The sequence below is a fragment of the Haloleucobacter ellipsoideus genome (genome assembly GCF_052491725.1).
The window spans coordinates 238,164-255,244 of record NZ_JBQWAR010000018.1 but is presented as its reverse complement, the minus strand read 5'-3'; the positions used below and the strand labels follow the sequence as shown (position 1 = coordinate 255,244).

At 63.6% G+C, this 17,081-nt stretch carries 12 protein-coding genes; 3 read left to right on the top strand and 9 right to left on the bottom strand.

What is annotated here, in order from left to right:
• Positions 1 to 137 precede the first annotated feature (137 nt).
• On the top strand, positions 138 to 335 hold the full coding sequence (locus tag ACT6QG_RS08435) for a heavy-metal-associated domain-containing protein (RefSeq protein WP_444977127.1): 198 nt from the start codon (positions 138 to 140) through the stop codon (positions 333 to 335).
• A gap of 625 nt (positions 336 to 960) precedes the next feature.
• Here ACT6QG_RS08435 and ACT6QG_RS08430 read toward each other — a convergent pair.
• The 8 genes from ACT6QG_RS08430 to ACT6QG_RS08395 all read right to left on the bottom strand — a co-directional run bounded on the left by ACT6QG_RS08430 (position 961) and on the right by ACT6QG_RS08395 (position 11,299).
• Positions 961 to 1,383, bottom strand: coding sequence for a F0F1 ATP synthase subunit epsilon (locus tag ACT6QG_RS08430; RefSeq protein WP_444977126.1), 423 nt, complete (start codon positions 1,381 to 1,383; stop codon positions 961 to 963).
• 241 nt (positions 1,384 to 1,624) lie between these two features.
• A complete protein-coding gene (gene atpD, locus ACT6QG_RS08425; protein WP_444977125.1) occupies positions 1,625 to 3,061 on the bottom strand; it encodes a F0F1 ATP synthase subunit beta in 1,437 nt (478 codons plus the stop codon).
• A 33-nt stretch (positions 3,062 to 3,094) separates the two neighbouring features.
• Positions 3,095 to 3,970 carry a F0F1 ATP synthase subunit gamma gene (locus tag ACT6QG_RS08420; RefSeq protein WP_444977124.1) on the bottom strand — a complete coding sequence of 292 codons (876 nt, stop codon included), beginning with the start codon at positions 3,968 to 3,970 and terminating at the stop codon, positions 3,095 to 3,097.
• 39 nt (positions 3,971 to 4,009) lie between these two features.
• Positions 4,010 to 5,539 (bottom strand): F0F1 ATP synthase subunit alpha, encoded by a 1,530-nt coding sequence (gene atpA / locus ACT6QG_RS08415; protein ID WP_444977123.1) that lies wholly within the window; start codon positions 5,537 to 5,539, stop codon positions 4,010 to 4,012.
• Complete coding sequence (locus ACT6QG_RS08410; RefSeq protein WP_444977122.1) at positions 5,539 to 6,093, bottom strand: F0F1 ATP synthase subunit delta; 555 nt, start codon at positions 6,091 to 6,093, stop codon at positions 5,539 to 5,541. The genes atpA and ACT6QG_RS08410 overlap by 1 nt, the downstream gene beginning before the upstream one ends.
• A 455-nt stretch (positions 6,094 to 6,548) precedes the next feature.
• Entirely contained in the window at positions 6,549 to 7,907 is a 1,359-nt protein-coding gene (locus ACT6QG_RS08405; protein ID WP_444977121.1) for a S41 family peptidase, read from the bottom strand.
• Positions 7,904 to 9,298, bottom strand: a complete 1,395-nt coding sequence (locus tag ACT6QG_RS08400; RefSeq protein WP_444977120.1) for a murein hydrolase activator EnvC family protein — start codon at positions 9,296 to 9,298, stop codon at positions 7,904 to 7,906. The genes ACT6QG_RS08405 and ACT6QG_RS08400 overlap by 4 nt, the downstream gene beginning before the upstream one ends.
• Positions 9,299 to 9,448: 150 nt before the next feature.
• Positions 9,449 to 11,299: a M3 family oligoendopeptidase gene (locus ACT6QG_RS08395; protein ID WP_444977119.1), complete on the bottom strand. Its 1,851-nt coding sequence runs from the start codon at positions 11,297 to 11,299 to the stop codon at positions 9,449 to 9,451.
• Between the two features lie 519 nt (positions 11,300 to 11,818).
• Between ACT6QG_RS08395 and ACT6QG_RS08390 the strand changes: the two genes are divergently transcribed.
• Both ACT6QG_RS08390 and ACT6QG_RS08385 read left to right on the top strand, forming a co-directional pair.
• Positions 11,819 to 14,230 (top strand): L,D-transpeptidase family protein, encoded by a 2,412-nt coding sequence (locus tag ACT6QG_RS08390; RefSeq protein ID WP_444977118.1) that lies wholly within the window; start codon positions 11,819 to 11,821, stop codon positions 14,228 to 14,230.
• A 592-nt stretch (positions 14,231 to 14,822) separates the two neighbouring features.
• Entirely contained in the window at positions 14,823 to 16,325 is a 1,503-nt protein-coding gene (locus ACT6QG_RS08385) for a peptidoglycan L,D-endopeptidase MepK (RefSeq protein ID WP_444977117.1), read from the top strand.
• Between the two features lie 205 nt (positions 16,326 to 16,530).
• Here the strand turns inward: ACT6QG_RS08385 and ACT6QG_RS08380 are convergent, their stop codons facing one another.
• Positions 16,531 to 16,794, bottom strand: coding sequence for a DUF2312 domain-containing protein (locus ACT6QG_RS08380; RefSeq protein WP_444977116.1), 264 nt, complete (start codon positions 16,792 to 16,794; stop codon positions 16,531 to 16,533).
• Positions 16,795 to 17,081 lie beyond the last annotated feature (287 nt).

Here is a 17,081-nt window from a genome sequence, read left to right as displayed (position 1 = left end):
AACAGGCTTGCTGATTACGCCTTCCAACCTTGGGAAGGTCAACAGCCTGCCATCCGATTGGAATATTTCAGCCCTTGACCTTCCAACGCTGTCAGGTCCCATCTTCTGCACAGACAGACTCACCAGAGGACCATGCCATGCAGTTTCATATCGAGAACATGGAGTGCAACGGTTGCGCTCGCAGCGTGACCAAGGCTGTTGAAAATGTGGACCCGTCCGCGCAGGTGGAAATCGACCTGCCGCAGCGCAATGTCACCATCACCTCCACCCAGCCGGAAGCCGCTTTTGAAGCCGCCCTCTCGGAAGCCGGCTTCCCTGCCCAGAAGCTGTCCTGAGCAAGGAGGGGCCTGCTGAACAGCAGGCAGGCCCCGCTTTTTGGAGCTGGGACATCATGCGGGTGCATCCCGCCTTGCGGGCCGTGTTCAAATGGCTGTGTCTGCCGCATGCGAATGCCTCGCCATGCGTTCAAGGCTGCGACGCTCTCGGCACGGCGGCTCTTTTACACATGCTTACAGCCGGGCATGCACAGGGCGATGAGCTGCAAGGGGGCATGCTCAGCCCCCAAACCGCATATCCGCTCAGCGCTTGAGCACATTGCGGAAGTGGCTCTGGATCTTATGGCCCGGGCGGCGGGCCTCAACGGCAGCCGCGGATCTGCATCCCCATCCGGCCCGACACCCGGAGAGACCAGCGCGCAGAGGCCGGAAGAACTGCCCCGGCTTTGACTCTGGAAAGCGCGCCGCCCCAGTCCACGCACCTTCAGGGGCTCGGCACCCCCCTGTCGAGCACAGACCCGATCCGACACACCTGCAGAGCAAAACCAGTCACTCTGGCCAGATTACGCGCAGGAGCTGACGACACATGAAAAAGCCGGGGCGACCTTGCCACCCCGGCTTTCAAAATCATATCCGCATCACGGCCGAAAACAGGAGAGATCCTCCTCTTTCCTGAAAGTCACGCTCAATGCGTGTTCTTGCCGCCCAGACCGTTGGCCAGTGCATCCGCAACCTGCTGAAGGTCCGAAAGCAGGGCTTCGGCGCGCTGCCTGGCTTCATCGCCCTTGGCATCGGCCAGATCTTCACGCGCATTCTGGATCTGCTGCTGAATGTGCGAGGGATCCAGATCTTCCGTGGAAATCGCCTCTTCGGCGAGCACCGTCAGGCCAGAGGCATTCACTTCGGCAAAACCGCCGCGCACAAAAAAGCGCTCAGCAGCACCTGCCGCACGAATGGTCAGGATACCCGGCTTCAGCATGCCCACAAAAGGACCATGCCCCGCCAGCACGCCGAACTCACCCTCAGCGCCGGGAATGATCACTTCCGTCGCCTCGCCGGAAAACACCAGCTTCTCGGGCGAGACCAGCTCAAAGGAAAGAGTCGCCATCGTTATTCGTCTCCGACTCGCGTCCCGTAAGGACCTGTCTGCACGGCACATGCCGATGGCACGTGCCTGTCGCTTGGCCTCGATCAATGCCTGCCCCGCAACGGAACGGGCACATTCTGCATGCGTGTTTCAGATCTGAAAACCACGCACCCCGTCAGGGTGATCTCCAAGCCCGGAATTGCTCATGCCGCAATGGCATGTGTGTTGAAGCGGGCGCTCTCACGCCCGCTTCAACATGTCATCAGGCAGCCTCGGCAGCCATCTTCTTGCCCTTCTCGATGGCTTCCTCAATGGAACCCACCATGTAGAAGGCCTGCTCGGGCAGGTAGTCATACTTGCCTTCCACAAGGCCCTTGAAGCCAGCAATGGTGTCCTTCAGGTCCACCAGCTTGCCCGGCGAACCGGTGAAGACTTCAGCCACATGGAAGGGCTGGGAAAGGAAGCGCTCGATCTTGCGGGCGCGGGCAACGGTGAGCTTGTCCTCTTCGGAAAGCTCGTCCATGCCCAGGATCGCGATGATGTCCTGCAGGGACTTGTAGCGCTGCAGGGTCTGCTGGACCTGACGCGCCGTGTTGTAGTGCTCCTCGCCCAGAATGGCGGGGGAGAGCATGCGCGAGGTGGAGTCCAGCGGATCCACGGCCGGATAGATACCCTTTTCAGCGATGGAGCGCGAAAGCACGGTCGTCGCATCAAGATGGGTAAAGGAAGCGGCCGGGGCCGGATCGGTCAGGTCGTCGGCCGGCACGTAAATGGCCTGCACCGAGGTGATCGAACCCTTGGTGGTGGTGGTGATGCGCTCCTGCAGGGCACCCATGTCGGTGGCCAGAGTCGGCTGATAGCCCACCGCCGAAGGAATACGGCCGAGAAGCGCGGACACTTCCGAACCCGCCTGCGTGAAGCGGAAGATGTTGTCCACGAAGAACAGCACGTCCTGACCCTGGTCACGGAAATGCTCGGCAACCGTCAGGCCGGTGAGGGCCACACGGGCACGCGCGCCCGGAGGCTCGTTCATCTGGCCATAGACCAGCGCGCACTTGGAACCGGCGGCGGAACCACCGTTCTCGCGCGGATCCTTGTTCACGTTGGACTCGATCATCTCGTGATAGAGATCGTTCCCCTCACGGGTCCGCTCACCGACGCCCGCGAACACGGAGTAACCACCGTGCGCCTTGGCGACGTTGTTGATGAGCTCCATGATGAGCACGGTCTTGCCCACGCCGGCGCCGCCGAACAGGCCGATCTTGCCGCCCTTGGCGTAGGGCGCCAGCAGGTCCACGACCTTGATGCCGGTGACCAGAATCTCGGCTTCCGTCGCCTGCTCGGCATAGGAAGGAGCCGGCTGATGGATGCCGCGGGTTTCCTCGAAGGAAATCGGGCCCACTTCGTCCACCGGCTCGCCGATCACGTTCATGATGCGGCCAAGGGTGCCATCACCCACCGGGACCTGAATGGCCTCGCCGGTATCGGTGACATCCTGACCGCGCACCAGACCTTCAGTGGCGTCCATGGCGATCGTGCGAACAGTGTTCTCGCCAAGATGCTGGGCCACCTCGAGCACCAGACGGTTGCCCTGATTGGTGGTTTCAAGCGCATTGAGGATCGCCGGCAGATGGTCGTCGAACTGCACGTCGACGACGGCGCCGATGACCTGGGTGATGCGTCCGACCTTTTTCGCCATTTTCGTCGTCCTTCGTATCTCGGTCGTGAAGCGTCAGAGCGCCTCGGCGCCAGAAATGATCTCGATGAGTTCCTTCGTGATCATGGCCTGGCGGGTCCGGTTATAGGTGAGCGTCTGCTTCTTGATCATGTCACCCGCATTGCGGGTTGCGTTATCCATGGCGCTCATCTGCGCACCGTAGAAAGACGCCTGATTTTCAAGCAGGGCACGGAAAATCTGCACGGCCACATTACGCGGCAGAAGGTCGGCGAGAATCTCTTCCTCGGCCGGCTCATATTCGTAGACTGGCGCTGCTGCATCCGCTTCCCGCTCGGGGAAGCTGGCAGGAATGATCTGCTGGGCCACCGGCTCCTGCTGGATCACGCTCCTGAAGTTCGAATAGAACAGCGTGCACACATCGAATTCGCCACGGTCCAGCATCGCCAGAACCTTGGTCGCGACATCCTGAGCTTCCTTGAAGCCGAGGGTGCGCACGGCGCGCAGGTCCACCAGCTCAACAATATGGTCAGGATACACGCGGCGAAGCTGGTCATATCCCTTGCGGCCGACGCAGAAGATTTTCACTTCCTTGCCATCTGCCAGAAGGGACTGTGTCTTCTCGCGGGCGAGACGCACGATGGAGGTGTTAAAGGCCCCGCACAGTCCACGCTCGCCTGTACACACCAGCAGAAGATGTGTTTCAGCGCGCCCGGTTCCGGCCAGAAGGACCGGAGCCTGCGCATTACCCACAATGCCTGCGGCAAGGTTGCCCAGCACGGTTTCCATGCGGCTCGCATAAGGGCGAGCCGCTTCCGCTGCCTGCTGGGCACGACGCAGCTTCGCCGCGGCGACCATCTGCATCGCCTTGGTGATTTTCTGCGTCGCCTTCACCGAAGCGATGCGATTTCTAAGTTCCTTCAGACTCGCCATCGCGCCCGTCCGTCAGGTTCGAGGAACGTGAAACGCCGATCAGGCGAAGCTCTTGGAAAAGGTGTCGAGCACCTTCGTCAGCTTCTCAGCAGTTTCCTTGGAGAGTTCCTTGGACGTACGGATCGCATCCAGGATCTCGGAGTTCTGAGAGCGCAGCGTCAGCAGCAGGCCCTGTTCGAACTCGTGCACCTTGTTGACCGGCAGCGGGTCCAGATAGCCCTGGGTACCGGCATAGATGACGGCAACCTGCTCTTCCACCTTGAGCGGAGCAAACTGGCTCTGCTTCAGCAGCTCGGTGAGGCGTGCGCCACGGTTGAGCAGCTTCTGGGTGGAGGCGTCAAGGTCCGAACCGAACTGGGCGAAGGCCGCCAGCTCACGATACTGGGCCAGCTCGCCCTTGATCTTGCCCGCAACCTGCTTCATCGCCTTGATCTGGGCCGAGGAGCCCACGCGCGACACCGACAGGCCGACGTTCACGGCAGGACGGATGCCCTGATAGAACAGATCGGACTCAAGGAAGATCTGACCGTCAGTGATCGAGATCACATTGGTCGGAATATAGGCGGACACGTCGTTCGCCTGCGTCTCGATCACCGGCAGCGCGGTCAGCGAACCGGCGCCATTGGCGTCGTTCAGCTTCGCGGCGCGCTCCAGAAGACGGGAGTGCAGATAGAACACGTCACCCGGATAGGCTTCACGGCCCGGAGGACGACGCAGAAGCAGCGACATCTGACGATAGGCCACGGCCTGCTTGGACAGGTCATCGTGGATGATCAGGGCATGCATGCCATTGTCGCGGAAATACTCGCCCATGGCGGTGCCGGTGAAGGGCGCCAGGAACTGCATCGGAGCCGGATCGGAAGCGGTGGCGGCGACGATGATGGAATATTCCAGCGCGCCCTGCTCTTCCAGAACCTTCACGAACTGCGCGACGGTGGAGCGCTTCTGGCCCACCGCGACATATACGCAGTAGAGCTTGGCCTTCTCGTCATCACCCTGGTTGATGGGCTTCTGGTTCAGAATGGCGTCAAGAGCGACAGCGGTCTTGCCGGTCTGGCGGTCACCGATGATGAGCTCACGCTGGCCACGGCCGATCGGGATCAGCGCGTCAATGGCCTTCAGGCCGGTCTGCATCGGCTCATGCACGGACTTGCGCGGAATGATGCCGGGAGCCTTCACGTCGACGCGGCGACGCTCGGTGTACATGATCGGACCCTTGCCGTCGATCGGGTTGCCGAGAGCGTCCACGACGCGGCCCAGCAGACCCTTGCCGACAGGGGCGTCCACGATGGCGCCGGTGCGCTTGACGGTCTGGCCTTCCTTGATCTCACGGTCGGAACCGAAGATCACGATACCGACATTGTCGACCTCGAGGTTCAGCGCCATGCCGCGCGTACCGTTCTCGAACTCGACCATCTCGCCGGCCTGGACATTGTCGAGGCCATAGACGCGGGCGATACCGTCACCGACGGAGAGAACCTGCCCGACTTCGGAAACTTCAGCTTCCTGCCCGAAGTTCTGAATCTGCTCTTTCAGGATCGCAGAGATTTCAGCGGCTCGAATGTCCATCAGCGGACCTCTTTCATCGCATGCCGGATAGAATTGAGTCTGGTCTTCAGGGAAGCATCGACCATGCGAGAGCCGAGCTTCACAATGAGACCACCGAGAATGGACGGATCGACGGTCACGTCGAGATGCACGTCCTTGCCGGTCTTTTGGGCCAGCGTATCTTTCAGGGCCGCAAGCTGCTCATCGTTCAGGGGGGCAGCCGCAGTCACCTGCGCTGTAACCTCGCCACGATGGGCGGCAACGAGCGCGGCGTAATCCGCGATCATGCCCGGCAACCCGAACAGGCGGCGATTCTTCGCCACCAGTTTCACGAAGTTTCCGGCAAGACCGGCAATCTCCGCCTTATCCAGAATCGCACTGATGGCCTTCAGCTGCTCATCTGCCGTGAACACCGGGCTCTTGACGAGCCGGGTCAGATCCGCGCTCTCGGCAATCATTGCCGAAAGACGGTCCAGATCCGCTTTCACGGTATCGATGGCACCCGCTGCCTCAGCCAGTTCGAACAGCGCTGTCGCATAGCGCCCTGCCATGCCTGACACGATTGTCTCCGCCACCCCGCACCTCTCTCGGACTTGCAGCCGCCCCGCACACTTCAAGGCACCGTCTCAGCCCAAATCCTTGATCTGTTGGGAATATTCTTATGCGACCTCGTGAGCAGAGAAAACCCGACCCTCGAAAATCCCGGTGTGCCTAACACAGCCCGATCAAGGCGGCAACATGACCGAAGGATGGCAATTGGGCTGAATTGACGCACGGTGAGGCGAAAAAGGCTTGTCGCACCGTCACTTGCCCCACCAGAAGGCTATTTTGCGCTGAAACGAGATTCCTTTTCTCCACACCTTTCCAGAGCCGGAACCGGCCTTGGAACCGTTGCAGAACAAGGGCTCGCACCGGATATATCATGCCTTTGATGTACAGATTGTCGCAGGAAGATTCTTTTTATGGGCCGCACGCGAAAAACCCCGCCCAAATATTAGGCGGGGTTTCATTTTCGTGAGAAAAATCGAACTCAGTTGGCGCGGCTGGTCTTGTCCGGGCTGGCCGGGAAGGCGGCATTCTTCACCGAACCCTTCATCAGCTCGATCGCCAGCTTCAACTGGGTGTCATCCTTTGATTCTGGCGGAACATAAGACGGCGAACCGGATTGCTCCTCCTCGCCATTCTTCAGGTGCCCGCGCAGGGAAGCCTCGCCCTTGGAGGGGCCAACAGGCGCGCCCAGCTTCTCCTTCACCTCATCCGGCATGTCCTGCACCAGAACGATGTCCGGCTCGATTCCCTTGGCCTGGATGGAGCGGCCGGAGGGGGTGTAATAGCGTGCCGTGGTCAGGCGCAGGGCGCCATTGGAGCCCAGCGGGATGATGGTCTGCACCGATCCCTTGCCGAAAGTGCGCGAGCCCAGAACCGTGCCGCGCTTCTGGTCCTGAAGCGCACCGGCGACAATCTCCGAGGCCGAGGCCGAACCGCCATTCACCAGCACGATGATCGGCTTGCCCTTGGTGATATCCCCCGAACGCGCATTGAAACGCTGGGTTTCCTCCGCATTGCGGCCACGGGTGGAGACGATCTCGCCCCGATCCAGGAAGGCATCCGAAACCGCGATGGCCTGATCCAGAAGCCCGCCCGGATTGTTCCGCAGGTCGATGACATAGCCCTTCAGCTTGTCCTCGCCGATCTGCTTGGTGAGATCCTCGACGGCCTTCTTCATGCTGTCGAAGGTCTGCTCGTTGAAGGAATTGATGCGGATATAGGCCACATCGTCGGCCTCGACGCGCGAGCGCACCACCTGAATCTTGATGGTGTCCCGCACCACCTTGATATCAATCGGCTTTTCGGTGCCCTTGCGGACGATGGAGAGCGTGATGGGCGTGTTCACCGGGCCGCGCATCTTGTCCACGGCCTCATTCAGGGAAAGCCCCTGAACCTGGTCCCCGTCCAGCTTCACGATCAGGTCTCCGGCCAGCACGCCGGCGCGCGCGGCGGGGGTGCCCTCCATGGGGGCCACGACCTTCACCACACCATCCTCCATGGTGACCTCGATGCCAAGGCCGCCAAACTCACCCTTGGTCTGCACCTGCATGTCGCGGTGATTCTTCGCGTCCATATAGGAGGAGTGAGGGTCCAGAGACTGGAGCATGCCATTGATGGCTGATTCGATCAGCTTGGCATCTTCCGGGCTCTCCACATAATCGGAGCGGACCCGCTCAAATACATCGCCAAACAGGTTGAGCTGGCGATAAGTGTCTGAGGATGCTGCCTCTGCTGCCATTCCGAACAGGGAATCAGGCAGAAGCCGCGGCTGCACCGCACCCATCGCCACCAGGGCGCCGGCTGCCACGCCAAAAACAAAGAAAGAGGCCCGACGCATCATCCGCGTACCTTCCGACTGTCCGTTACTGCCCACCACGGGGCAGGATCGATAGAGTTCCCGTCCTTGCGGAATTCAACATATAAATGGGGCTGTCCCGAGGCCGCGCCAGAGGGGGATGTGCCACTTCTTGCGGCACCGCCCATGACCCCGACCGGCTCACCCGCCAGCACGAACTGGCCCAGCTCCACTTCAATCCGTTCCATGCCCGCCAGCAGGATATGGTATCCACCTCCGGCGTTGATAATCAAGAGTTGTCCGTAACTGCGGAACGGGCCGGAATAAACCACCCATCCATCCGCCGGCGCACTCACCTGCGCGCCGGGGCGGGTGGCGATGGTGATACCCTTTTCCTGCCCGCCAACGCCATCATCCGCACCGAAGTTCTTCAGCCGCTTGCCGGCGACAGGCAGGGGCAGAAGGCCGCGCGCATTGGCGAACGCCATGGCCGGGGCAATTCTTCCCGGATCATTGAGGGCGGCAAGCCCGGCGGCGCGGCTGGCCTCATCGGGCGGGCGGGTTGCCTCGGCGGCCTGTGCAGCGCCGGCGGCCCGGGCGGCGGGCGCAACCTCCGCCTCCAGCCGGTTCACCAGCGTATCCACCTCACCGGCATTGCGCGCCACGGCGGCGGCCCGGGTGCGGTCATCCGGCGAGACCGGGTTTTGCGCCACCTGCAGGCGCTGGCGCTCCTTCACCAGCGTTGCGATCCGCGCCTGATCCTCCACCAGCGCGGCGCGCAGGCTGGTCAGGGTCTCCCGGGCCTTGGCCAGTTCCGTGCGCACCCGCACCAGCTCGGAAAGATCGGCGGCCAGCGTTTCCGCCTCCACCCGCATTTCCGGCAGAAGAGCGCCCATGAGAATGGCGGAGCGCACCGAATCCAGCGCATCATCCGGGCGCATCAGCATGGCCGGGGGCGGATTGCGGCCCATGCGCAGAAGCGCGGCCAGCACCTCGCCCAGCACTTCACGCCGCTGGGCAAGGGAAGCGGTGAGCTCCGTCGCCGCGCCATCCAGCGGCTGCAACCGCGCCTCGACCACACTGAGCTGCTGCTCGATGGTGCGGGCGCGGGTGGTGCTTTCGATCAGCAGCTTGTTGAGCTTGGCCCGATCGCCCTTCGCCTCCTCCACCTCGGCCAGCAGGCGCGTGCGCAGCTCTGCCTCGCGCGCCAGATCCGCCTTCAGCGCCTCTGTATCCACCCCTTCCACCAGCGCGCGCGCGGGTGGGCGCGGCGGCAGGGGCACGATGGCGCGGGAGGGCGAGGAAGCCGGGGGCGTGGATGCGGAAGAGCCGGGAACCGGTGGAACGGGAGGGGAGGAAACGGGCGCCGCAGGCGATCTCTGGGCACCGGCGGCAGGAGCCGGGCTCTGGGCGTGCACGAGCGCTTGCCCGGCCATGCCGAACATCAATGCACATACAAGCCGGCCAGTGCGCCACATCATGCGGAGAAGATGCCCAGCAAAGGGTTGAAAACATGTAAAGCCGGGCCGCTCATCGCAGCCCGGCCCCACAGATTACAGAAAAAGCGCCTCCCGGCCCAGCCTGTCTCAGGCCTCCATGCCTTCCAGCTCGCTGATCATGCGGTCAATGAGCGAAAGGCCGGTCTGCCAGAAGGCCGGGTCGCGCGCATCCAGACCAAAGGGTGCCAGCAGTTCGGAATGATGCTTGGTGCCGCCCGCCGCCAGCATCTCCAGATAGCGCTCGGCAAAGCCTTCATTGGCATTTTCATAAACCGCATAGAGCGAGTTCACGAGGCAATCCCCGAAGGCATAGGCATAGACATAGAAGGGCGAGTGGATGAAGTGGGGGATATAGGTCCAGAAGGTCTCGTAGCCGGACGAGAGATTGATCGCCGGGCCGAGGCTTTCCGCCTGCACCTTCATCCAGATCTCGCCGATCGCCTCGGAAGTCAGTTCGCCCTTGCGACGCTGGGTGTGGACCTCGCGCTCGAAGGTGTAGAAGGCAGTCTGGCGCACCACGGTATTGATCATGTCCTCCACCTTCTGCGCCAGCATGATGCGGCGCGCCTCCGGGGTGGCGGCGCCATCCAGCAGGCGACGGAAGGTGAGCATCTCGCCGAAAACGGAAGCCGTCTCGGCCAGAGTCAGCGGGGTCGGGGCCATCAGCGCGCCCTGCCGGCCGGCCAACACCTGATGCACGCCATGGCCCAGCTCATGCGCCAGCGTCATCACATCGCGCGGCTTGCCCTGATAGTTCAGCAGCACATAAGGATGGGCTGAGGGCACGGTGGGATGGGCGAACGCGCCGGGAGACTTGCCGGGGCGCACCGGGGCATCGATCCAGCTCTTGTCAAAGAACACCTGCGCGATCTCGGCCATGCGGGGCGAGAAGGTGGAATAGGCGCCCAGCACCGTATCGCGCGCCTCGGCCCAGCTGATCTCGCGCGTCTCCACCTTGGGCAGCGGGGCGTTGCGGTCCCAGAACTCCAGCCTGTCCTTGCCGAACCAGCGCGCCTTCAGCGCATAATAGCGATGCGACAGGCGCGGGTAGGATGCGCGGATGGAATCCACCATCGCATCCACCACCTCCTGCTCCACCCGGTTGGCCAGATGGCGCGAGGAGGCGACATCCGGGAACTTGCGCCAGCGGTCGGAGATTTCCTTGTCCTTCGCCAGCGTATTGGTGATGAGGCTGAACAGGCGCAGATTCTTCGAGAAGGTCTCGGCCAGTGCCTGCCCGGCGGCCCGGCGCACCTCCTCCTTGGGGTCCTGCATCATGTTGAGCGTGGGCTCGATCGGCAGGTCCTGCCCGTTCACATGGAAGCGCAGGGAGGTGATGGTTTCATCGAACAGGCGGCTCCATGCGCTGCGCGAGGGCCCGGCCTTTTCATGGAAGAGCTGCTCGATGCGGTCCTCGAGCTGATAGGGCCGGTCCTTGCGCAGATCCTCGATCCACGGGCGATAATGGCCAAGCGCCGGCTCCGCCATGGCGGCCTCAAGCGCCGCATCATCCAGCAGGTTCATTTCCAGCGTGAAGAACAGCAGATGGGTGGAGGCGTCGGTGAGGCGCTCCTGAATATCACCATAGAACTTGGCGCGGGCGGGATCGGAGGTATCTCCCGCATAGACAAGGCTGCCATAGGAGGCGATGCGGCCGATGAGATCCTCGATCTCCTCATAGCGCTTCACCGCCCCGGCGAGCGCGGCGCCGCCCTTGCCGCCATCCAGCACCGTGGCCAGCCTGCCCTTGTAATCCGCCTCGAACGCCTTGCAGCCGGCATCCGCCTTGACCAGATCCGCTTCCAGCTCCGGCGCATCCATGGCCGAATAGAGATCGGTCAGGTTCCACTCCGGCAGGGTCTGCACCAGCGGCACCGCCGAGGCATCACAGGAGGAGCGGGAGAACAGGCCTGCGAAGGAGTCATCGAAAGGGAGCATGGGGCCTCCGGTGCAAAGCAATAGGGTCCCTCTCATACCGCGCCGCACGCCCGGCCTACAATGCAGCATTCTCACAGGAGCCATGCACGCTGCCGGAACGGGGCAAATCCTCCTTTTGCCAGCGCCGGTTAGGATTGGTTAACCATGATGGGTGATGCGACCCGCCGCTGAAGGGCACCATGGCACCATCGGCGCCTATCCCTCCGGCACCACCGCAGGGGATGTGCATGAAACGGCCTCCCGAATCAGCCCTGCTGCATCCGGCTGTCGCGCCATCCCCTTATCCGTGGAAAGATTGTTGCGGCGGAGTAACAGCCCCCCAAAATGCCGGCCCAAACACCCTGCTGTGAGTTGATCCTTTAGGATTGTCGCTGCACCACATGGGTTGGGGCGAGAGGTGTGAAGGAGGTTGCCATGCGGGCCGGCGGGCGGAACGAGCATTTTCAGTGTGTTACACAGAATCAGTCAGGGTCGTTCCATGTTCTGGCGCTGCCCGCGCGCAAGGCTGCACCGTCTCGCATGCTGCGCGGCGCAGTGATGCGCCTGTGCATTGCGGCCTCTGCCCTGGCCCTTCTGGCGCATCCGGCTCTGGCGCAGCAGGGACAGCCCAAACCCGGCCCTTCTGCCGCGGCGGTGACAGCACGTGAAATTCTGAACGGCCCGCGCCCTGAAATTCCCGTCACCACGGATCGCGCCGGCATGGGCACCCGTGAGGCACCGTCTGCCGCTCCGGCGCAGCCCCGTACTCCCGCACAGGGCACGGGCCCCGCTCAACCCGCATCCGCACCGGCGCAAGCAACAGCACCGGCGGCGGCCACATCCCCCAACGCCGCCACTCCCTCCGCTGTTCCCTCCGCCGTGGAGAAGCCCTCTTCCGCGCCACAGGCCGGGGCACCGGCGGCCGCACCGTCATCTGCCGCAGAAAGCGCTGCCCCCGTCACAACCGCCCCGCCCAAGGCCGAGGCCAAGGTTGAGCAGCCGGCCCCGGCCCCTACCGCTGCTCCCGCAGCCGCGACAGCACCTGCCACCTCGGCCGGCACTGCGGCTTCCGCTGCGGCTTCCACGCCTGCTGCACCCGAGCCCCCTGCTCCGGCCGCCTCACCCGCTGTTCCACCTTCCGGTTCAGCACAGGCTCCAGCGCCGGTCCGTGGTGGCATCGACAGTGCGGGCGATGCCGCACCCGCGCCACAGGCCGCCGCCACTCCCGCAGCCCAGACAGCAGCACCGGCCCATGCTCCGGCCCCGGCAACCCCTGCCGCGCAGGCCAGCACCGCCCCGGCTGGAAGCGCGCCTGCCGGAACATCCGCTGCCGGCCCAGCTTCTGCCGGCGCCCCGCCAGCCACCTCGGCCCAGACGGCACCGCCACCCGCCACCACACCGGCCGCCCCCGTACAGGGAGCGGCTTCCGCTCCGCCCGCCAAGGCGCTCTCCCCCATCGCTGATGCCCTGGCCACGGCCCTGCTCTCGCCCGAGAAGCTGGCGGCGACCAGTGATGAGCGTCAGGCGCTGTTCGTCTTTTATGCCGCCCGTGGCTATGAGCCTGTTTTCATGAATGAAAAGGGCATCACTGCGCGCGGCTCGGCCATTCTCAAGCGCCTTCGGGCCGCTGGCGAGGATGGGCTGAACCCGGCGGACTATCCCGCAAAGGCGCCGGCTGCGGGGGCGCAGGCCCCGGCTCTGGCCGAGGCGGAGCTGGATCTTGCGGTCGCGGCGCTCACCTATGCCCGCCATGCGCAATCCGGCCGGTTCAACCCGACCCGCATCTCCGCCATGGTCACGCCGACCCGGGACATTCCCCATCCCCAGGCGATTCTGGCGGACCTTGCCTCCGCCCGGGACCCCAATGCAGCGCTGGCGGCCTATAATCCTCCGCATCCGGGCTATCTGCGCCTGAAGGCTGTTCTCGCCTCAATGACAGAGAGGGAACCGGCCAAGCAGGTGACCATTCCGCCCGGCCCCCTGCTGCGGCCCGGCGAGCATGATGACCGCGTGCCCGCCCTGCGCGCCCGCCTCGGCCTGTCGCACGGCGAGGGCGATGAGCGGACCTATGACCCGGAGCTGATGGAAGCGGTGAAGTCCTTCCAGGAAACCCGCATGCATATCAAGCCCACCGGCATGGTGGGCAGCGCCACCGTGCAGGCGCTGAACCAGCGCAGCAGCCGCGGCGCCGGCGCCACGGCCGACATCATCGCCAATATGGAGCGCTGGCGCTGGCTGCCGCGGGACATGGGCCAGCACCATGTGGTGGTGAACATTCCCGAATACATGCTGCGCATCTATTCCGACGGCCGGGCCATCCACTCCACCCGTGTGGTTGTCGGCAAGGCGGATACGCCGACAGCGCTGCTCACCAAGCCCATTTCCTATGCGGTCATCAATCCCTCATGGACCGTGCCCCCCGGCATTGTGCGCCGGGACATGATGCCCATGCTGCAAAGGAACCCGGAGGCCCTCGCCCGTCGCGGGATCGAGGTCACCAAGACCCGTTCCGGCGGCTACACCTTCCGGCAGAAGCCCGGCCCGAACAATTCGCTCGGCCGCGTGAAATTCATGTTCCCGAACGATCACGCCATCTATCTGCATGACACCCCGAGCAAGGCGCTCTTCGGCAATGCCCGCCGTGCCAGCAGCGCCGGGTGCGTGCGCGTGCAGAACCCGTTCGATTTCGGCTCGGTTCTCTTCAATCTCGCGATGGAGGGACAGAAGTGGGATGAGACGCGCTTCACCAGGATGTTTGGCCCCAAGGAGCGCTATATCAACCTCAAGCAGCCCATCCCGGTGCATCTGGTCTATTTCACCACCTCGGCCGATGAGAGCGGACGCCTCTCCTTCCATGAGGACATTTACGGCTTCAATGCCGCGGTGAAGAACCGGCTGGGGCTCGACAGCCGCCGCCACGTGGCGGAGCAGGGCTCAACCCGGAAGAACTGAGCCGGCATCATCAGGGTGCGGGGCATGTCCATGCGGAAACCAGTTGGGACATGATGCCGCACCCTGACGCAAGCATCTGTCATGACAGGAGCTTGCTTGTGTCCGTTCCATCACAGGCATGCTTTTGTTTGCCGCGTGTTTTGTCCATACTGCGCTTCCATTGGCCCTCATGGTCGATACAGGATGACAGGTGAAATCCCTTGGGGACGCACGGCCCAGGCCGGCCCGGCCGCCATACAGGCTCCATAAGGGATGAAGCTGTCAGGATGAGCCTGAACCGGCATATCCGCCCAGGAGATGTCCGTGCCTGAAAATGGCCGGACGCATGCGAAAGCCCGTTGCCTGATGCATCGGGTTTCCCGGAGGCGATGAGAATGAAGCGGTGTGGACGTGACGGCCCGGAAATCTGCGGCGTCAACCTGACCTTAACTGGACCTGGAGAGACTCCATCCGTTTCATGCCGCGATTCTTCTCGCGGCACTGTTCAAAACTGAGTCTCGGGTTCGCGACATTGGCCACAACAACACCGCCGCCCACCACCTGCATTCCGCGCCCTGGCATGCGCATGCCTCTTCTGCGCCGTGGCGCAGGCATGCTGCGCGCATGCCTCGTCGGCGCGGCGCTCCTGGTGGCAGGAACCAGCGCACTGCAAAACGCAGTTGCCAATGGTGACACCCGGACCCTCAGCTTCAAGCACATGCATCGTGGCGAATCCGCCACCTTCACCTTCAAGAAGAACGGGCGTTACGACACCGCCGTGCTGAAGCAGATGGACTATTATCTGCGCGACTGGCGGAACGATAAACAGATCCGGATGGACCCGCAGCTGTTCGACATTCTGTGGGAGGTTTCCCAGGAAACCGGAGCGCGCGCGCCCATCCACATTCTGAGCTCCTACCGTTCGCCTGAAACCAACTCCATGCTGCGCCGGCGCAGCCGGGGGGTCGCCAAGCTTTCCCAGCACACGATGGGCAAGGCGATGGACTTCTTTATTCCCGGCGTTCCGGTTGCAGACCTGCGCGCCGCCGGCCTTCGGCTCCAGCGCGGCGGCGTGGGCTTCTACCCCACCTCCGGCTCGCCCTTCGTGCATCTGGATACCGGAAGCGTGCGCCACTGGCCGCGCATGACCCGCGCGCAGCTCGCCCGCGTGTTCCCGGATGGCAAGACCCTTCATGTGCCTTCCGATGGCAAGCCGATGTCCGGCTATGAAACCGCCCTTGCGGAAGCACAGGGACGCAAGTCCTCCACGGCCTCCAGCTCCGGCGGCAAGAAGAAGAACTTCTTCGCGGCCCTGTTTGGCGGCGGCCATGATGAGGAAGAGGATTCCGCGGCCGTGGCGGCAGCGCCCGCACCGCGTTCCGCACCGGAACCGCGCGCCACTCCGGCCCGCGCAACCGCCGTTGCCGAAGTTGCCCCCCGGCCTGAGCGCCAGCCTGAACTGCGCGCCCCGCGCCCGGCAACCGTAGCCTCCGCCGCCCCCCTGCCCGCCAGCCGGCCCGCAGCCCTGCGCGCGGATGAGGCTCCGGTGCCCCAGCCGCCCCAGATTGCCCGCGCCACGGAAGCAGAATCTGCGCATGCCCGCCTTGCCAGCGCAGCCCCCCTGCCGGTCCGCCGCCCATCGGAGCTTGCGGCGCCCGTGGCCGGTGTGACTGTTGCCCGTCTTGAGCGTGCGCCCCTTCCTGCTGTCATCACCCGCGGTTCCTCCGAAAGCGAGGGCACCCGTGCACTGGGCTATGCCGCAGATGGCGAGATTTTCGGGCCTGAGCCTGTGACCCGCATGGCTTCCGCCCAGACCGCCTCCTCCGCACGGCGCGCGGTGGAAACCCGCCGCAACCGTCGCGAACAGGCGCAGACCCCGAAGATCGCTTTCGACCAGCTCTTCCTCTCTCCGCGGCTGGCCAACACGCTGTATCTGCGGACCCCGGAAGTGCGCATCTTCACCTCCTTCGTCTCCGCGCCGCGTGAGGTGGTGGTCTCCAGCTTTGCGCAGGATCCCAGCTTCGGCCTGACCTCGGGTTTCACCGGGGATGCGATTGCCTCTCTTGATACCCGCAGCTTCAGCCCGCCCGCCATCGCCCTTTCCGGGCGCATGTAGGCGCTGAAGCAGACAGCGCGCCTGTCCTGCACAGGCCCCTAGATATCCGGCCCGCCGGCCCCCGAAGCCGGCGGGCTTTTTCATGCCTGCCGCACGCCTGCACACGGCCGGGCAAGGCACAAAAAAGAAGCCGGCCGAACTGATGTCCGGCCGGCTTCTTTTGCTGTCCCGTCAAGGCCGGGGCCATGACGTGAACGGCTTCAGCTCACAGATAGATACCCAGTGCCTGGCAATAGAGCTCGACAATGGCGTCATGCTCCTTGCGCGCATCCTCGTCTTCCTTGCGCAGCTTGAGAATGGTGCGCAGGGCCTTCACATCGAAACCATTGCCCTTGGCCTCCGCGAACACATCCTTGATGTCGTCCGAGATGGCCTTCTTCTCTTCCTCAAGGCGCTCGATACGCTCGATGAAGGATTGCAGCTGTTCCTTGGCGAAGCCCGCGGGGGCATCCGAAACGTCTTCCGCCACCTGGCAGATCTCCTTGATATGGGGTCAACGCGCCGTTCCGGGAAACATGTTCCCGGCATGCGGCCGGTGATGACATGCACTGTCATGCAGGAAGGGGGCAATATCGCGCCCCCGATTCCGCACAAGTGAGCCATCTCTATCATGCCCGCACGGGAGCAAACAGGAGGTGAACGACATGTTCCGCCTCCATGATGCCCTGATCGCGGCGCACAAGAGTGGACAGATGAAGATGTTCAAGGCTGTATAGCTCCTGTCCGAGATTGACGGGGCCTCTTCTGACAGGCACA